Origin of the sequence: Streptomyces sp. (assembly GCF_035645055.1) — a bacterium.
Classification (GTDB): domain Bacteria; phylum Actinomycetota; class Actinomycetes; order Streptomycetales; family Streptomycetaceae; genus Streptomyces.
Window position 1 is genome coordinate 1 of record NZ_DASQNH010000038.1, and the last position, 4,858, is coordinate 4,858.

General features: G+C 72.1%; 4 protein-coding genes and 1 pseudogene. All 5 read left to right on the forward strand.

Annotation, left to right across the window (positions count from 1 at the left end):
- The first annotated feature begins 337 nt into the window (after nt 1-337).
- Nucleotides 338-814: a hypothetical protein gene (locus VE614_RS13360; protein WP_324936117.1), complete on the forward strand. Its 477-nt coding sequence runs from the start codon at nt 338-340 to the stop codon at nt 812-814.
- The gene (locus VE614_RS13365; RefSeq protein ID WP_109542986.1) at nt 811-1,041 is read left to right on the forward strand and encodes a carbohydrate ABC transporter; all 231 of its coding nucleotides are present in this window, start codon (nt 811-813) and stop codon (nt 1,039-1,041) included. The genes VE614_RS13360 and VE614_RS13365 overlap by 4 nt, the downstream gene beginning before the upstream one ends.
- Nucleotides 1,042-1,465: 424 nt before the next feature.
- Nucleotides 1,466-3,358: an ATP/GTP-binding protein gene (locus tag VE614_RS13370; RefSeq protein ID WP_324936121.1), complete on the forward strand. Its 1,893-nt coding sequence runs from the start codon at nt 1,466-1,468 to the stop codon at nt 3,356-3,358.
- A gap of 14 nt (nt 3,359-3,372) precedes the next feature.
- A complete protein-coding gene (locus VE614_RS13375) occupies nt 3,373-3,786 on the forward strand; it encodes a conjugal transfer protein TraB (protein ID WP_324936123.1) in 414 nt (137 codons plus the stop codon).
- 83 nt (nt 3,787-3,869) lie between these two features.
- A pseudogene (locus tag VE614_RS13380) lies at nt 3,870-4,858 on the forward strand (chromosome segregation protein ParM); the annotation flags it as partial.

Here is a 4,858-nt window from a genome sequence, read left to right on the forward strand (position 1 = left end):
GCGGGCCTGTCCGACAAGCCGGTCTCCCGCCCGACCGCTCAGCGTCTGCGCGCTCAGGTCGAAGAGGCCGCTCCGGGCGCGTAGGTGAGCGCCCGGTGAGCGCCGACGCGCTCACCCCTCTGGCAGAACCCCTGCCGCTCATGGTCGTCACCGGCTCGCGCTCGCCCACTGAGCGCGGACCGGTGACGGCCACGGCCGGCAGGCCGCTCGCCCGTACCGCGCCCACCCGGGAAGCGGTGCGGGCGAGGTTCGTTCCGACTACCACCCCAACCCCGCGCAACAACCTCGGGATCACGGACTCCCCCTCCCCAACCCCGAGACCTGGAGGTCTTCTCGCATGAACAGCAACGACCCGAACCACTCTCCTCTGCGCGATGTGGCGCAGAACCCGGAGGCGACCGCCCGGTACCTGGCCGACGTTCAGCGGGTCCTGCTGGACATCGGCAAGAACCTGGAGACCCTCGCCCAGGAGATCCGCGTCCACTGCCGTGACACCCACGTCGAGGGCGACCGGTTCTATGACGCCTGGCTGCGCGCCCAGCCCGTGGAAAGGGCGTTCAAGGACGTCCTGAAGAACGTCGAGGCCGTCACCAAGGGCCTCGAAAAGGGCGCTTACAAGCGCCGCGCCCACGATGAGGCGGTCGCAAATACCGCCCGAAAGCGAAAGGAAAAGGAGCTGGAAAGGCAGCGCAAGAAGAACCCGCAGCCGCTCCAGGCCGCGCCGAATCCGCCGCAGCAGGGTGCACAGACGCCGAATCCGGGGTATGGTGGTCCGAGGTCGATTTACGACCTCGGTAAGGAGCGCTCGGCGTGACTCGCCCGCTCCTGAAATCCGAACTCCGCGCTCAGCGCTCCCGCGAATACCTGCTGAAGCAGCGTGATTCGTTCATCGAACGACACGGCGAGGACCTCGGCGCCTTCTATTTCCTGGTGATGCTCGTGCAGACGCACGGCAGGAAATGCCTCAAGCGCGGCGACACCGCCGGGCTGAGGGCGCTGGCGCACGACCTGCACGCCGTCTACCTCAAGCACACCCAGTAACCGCCCGCCCGCCACGAGGGGGCCGCCGCTGCCACGCGGTGGCCCCCTCGACGTCTCCAACGCCCAGGCGCCCACACGCCCAGGCGCCCAGGCGCGCGCACGCGTACGCGAGGCGGTCACCGTCTGTCAAGCCCTGAAGGAGGACGCGAGAGCAGTGTCAGACGACACCGAAGGGCAACTCATCAATTTCCCGGTCGGGACCGATGTCACTGACCGGCCCCCGCAATTGCCGGATCCCGGACGTCTTTTCCCGGACGCGAGTGAGCGGTCCGCGGTCCCTCCGGAGTCCCCGGAAGAAACAACCCTCGAGTTGCCCGCTGTCCCGGCTGCGCCCCGACCGGAAGCAGCTTTGGCTTCTTCTCGTGAAATTCCGCTCGCCGATCCCAGCGGAATAAACGCGGAGGAAAACGAAGAGGGTGAATATGTGCAGCCGCGCTCGCTGGCGGACCGGCTCGGTGACTGGCTGGAATATCGCCTGGAAGTGGCGCGGGACCGGCACGCCGGGGAAGCGCCGTTCCGTGAGGCGGAGATAGCGCGTAAGGCCGCGCTTTTGGAGGCCCGTACCGCGCAGGAGACCGCGATGATGGAGCAGAACGCCAAGCTCCGTGCCGCGCAGATGAAGGCGAAGGCCGACAAGGCGGCGGCGCGCGGCAAGGCCGACGGGGCGCGGTCCTCCAGTTCCGGCATGGGCGCCGACAAGGGCGGCCGCTCGAAGGCCGGCGGCGGGGGCGGCCACTCCGGCGGCTCAGGCCGGGGCGGCACCGGCGGCGGCCGCGGTTCAGGTACGAACGGGTCCGGCGGCACCGGTCGCGGTCCCGGGAGCGGCAACTCCCCCAAGGGCACTGGGAAGGGCTCTGATCGCTCCGCTGGCGGTCGTGGGGGCGGCTCGAAGGGCAATGAGTCGTCCGGGGGCTCCAAAGGCCGTCAGAACGGCTCTGGTGGCTCCGGTGCGGGCAAGTCCGGCACAGGCAAGGGCAGTTCGGGCGGCTCGGGCAAGAACGGCTCGGGCAGCTCCGGGTCCGGCAAGGCCGGTTCGAAGGGCGACGGCGGCAAGCCGAAGGACTCGCCGGCCTCCAGCCCCCGGGCCGAACGGGCCCGCGGCCGCCAGGAGCGCGCCGCCGCCCGCCAGGCCGCCCGGCAGCAGCGGCGCAGCGCCGACCAGGCCGCCAACCTCGCCGACCGCAGCAAGGACCGTGACCAGGACCGCGCCAACCGGCAGGCGGAGCGGGAGGAGCGCCGCAGGGCGAAAGCCGAGCGGAAGGCCGCGAGGAAGGCGAAGCGGGAGGCCGCGAAGGCCGCCGACGACCGGACCACCTTCGGTGAGGCCGTGGCGGAGGAGGCGCAGCGTCGCTGGGACAAGCGCCGCGCCGACGCGAAAGACGCGAAGGACGGCAAGGGCGGCACCGAGAAAGTCAGCCTGACCAAGGACAAGGGGAAGGAGAAGGACGCCGAAGGCAAGGGCACCGACAGCAAGGGCGAGGAGGACGCCAGGGACGCCTCTGGCGGGTCCTCCAGCGCCGCGCAGGACGGCAAGGCGTCCGATGAGCCGGGCAAGGACGCAAAGGCCGGTGACGGGCCGTCTGACGGTTCGAAGAAGCGGCGCCGGTTCCGGCGCGGTCGTACCGCCGGCACCGGCCGGGCCGGGCGCCGTGAGCGTTCGGCGGACAGCCCGTTCGGTGCGGAGGACTCCACCCCGACGGCGGAGTGGCCCGAGCACGACACCCGCCCGCCGAAACCCGCTGCCCAGGGCGAGGACGACATCGCCGACGCGGACATCGTCCCCGATAAGCCCGCAGCCGTCACGGCCGGCGTCAAGGGCCTGCCGCCCGCGCCCGAGCCGCACACCCAGCGTCCCGGCACCACCCGACCCACCGCACAGGAGGACCCCGTGGCATCGGAGGTCAGCAAGCCCACGTCGGGCCAGACCGGCATGGCGGCCAAGCACCGCACCGACATCACCTTCGGCGAGTACCTGATGGAGATCGTGAACATCGCGATCGCTGCCGCACTCGACAAGGACCGCGCCCAGGACCTGGGCGTCGCGCTCGGCAAGGTCGCCGACGCCCTGCGGGACATGGCGGCCGACCTGGTCGGCGACCACAACATCGCCACCGAGGTCGTCGACCAGATCACGGACCTGGCCGACGCCGCGGCCCGCATGAAGCAGCTCGCCGAACGGTGCGCCACCGAGTGCGAGATCGCCTCCGAGGCCGCCCGGATCGCCGCCATGTCGGTCGGCCGCGTCTACGGCGAGGACATCCAGGCCATGGACGACGCGGGCCTGGCCCACGCCTCCGCCGCCGCTCACCACGACTAGGAAGGAGGTTCGCCGTGAGCGACCTCGCGCCCACCACCGGCGGCGCTGCCGCCACGACCGACGGCGACAACCGGTACAAGGCTGTCCAGCAGAAGCTCAAGACGCTGGGCCAGGCCATGGACCTGGCCAGCAACGAGCTGGAGGCGCTGCTGCGTGGCATGCGGCAGAACGCGCAGCGCGCGGAGGGCCTGGCCGTCGACATCGCCAACGCCGAACTGGACCGCAAGTTCATCGAGATGACCAACCAGGTGGCCGTCGCCCTGGGTGGCGCCGCCGTGGAGGTCCAGAAGCTCCACGAGACGGCGCAGGAGGTGTCCGGCCTGGCCACGGACGCGCGGCGTACGCACGCGCGGCTGTACGAGGGCCTGGACACCATCCGCTCCGGCCGCAAGGAGCGCACCCCCAAGCCGGGCTTCTTCGCCCACTGACCCCCGACCCAGCCGAAGTCCGCGATGGGCGGCCCGCCACCGACGGCGGGCCGCCCATCGTCACTCCCGAAGGAGAAACCCCCGTGTCCGTGCCGCGCAGCGTCGCCCTGGAGCGCACCCTCTACACCCTGGCCGCCCCGGTCCTCGCCGCGGCCCCGAACATCGCCCCCGACAGTCCCGTCAACACGGTCGTGCAGCTGGCGGGCGCCGCCGGCATCGGCGGCTGGGTGCTGGCCGCCAAGAGCGACGAGCCCGGCGCGGGCCGCAAGATCTTGCGCTGGTCCCCGCTCGTGCTCGCGGCCGCTGTCGACGTCGCCGCCAAGAACACGCCCGGCGTGGGTCCGTGGGGCCTGGACGTCCTGCTCGCCGCAGGGTGGGCGGCGGCCGGCCTGCTCGTGATGCCGTTCTCCCGGCACACCCGCCGGAGCCACCGGCCCGCGCTCGCCGCCCCGGCCCCTGCCCCGCAGCTCCAGCCCGCTCCCGAGCCGTCCCCGGCGCAGCCGGACGACGGCGCCGACGCCTTCACCCGGCAGGTCCGCTGGCTGTGGGAGAACCGCGGCATGCCCGGCCGCACGATCGTCGTCAAGGCCACCCCGCACACCGGCATGCCCAACGACCTGTCGCTGCTGCTGCGCGCCTCTGAGGCCGGGCGGCCGATCTCCGGCCTCACCCAGGAGGCGGTCGCCGCGGCGTTCGGCGTGGACGTCACCGACGTGACCATCAAGGAGGTCGTCCGGCAGTACGGGCGCGAGGGCGGCCCCGCCTGGAAGGAGGTCGACGTCACCCCCGACGCGAACGAGCGGCGCCGCAAGGCCCCCACCGCCCACGAGTGGTGGGCCGACCGGATCGGCGCCGCCGGCGGCCCGGTGCCCGGCTCCGAGTTCGTCAGGGAGGTCCGCGACCACGGCCGCCGGGTCACCCACTACATCGCCCAGGTCCCCGACGAGATGGGCGAGCCGCGCGTCAACAAGCACGCCCTGGCGGCCGCGCTGAAGACCAAGTACGACGAAGGCCGGCTGTTCGTCACCGTCGACGGCAGCCAGGTCCTGGTCTCGCTGTGGGACAGCTCGCC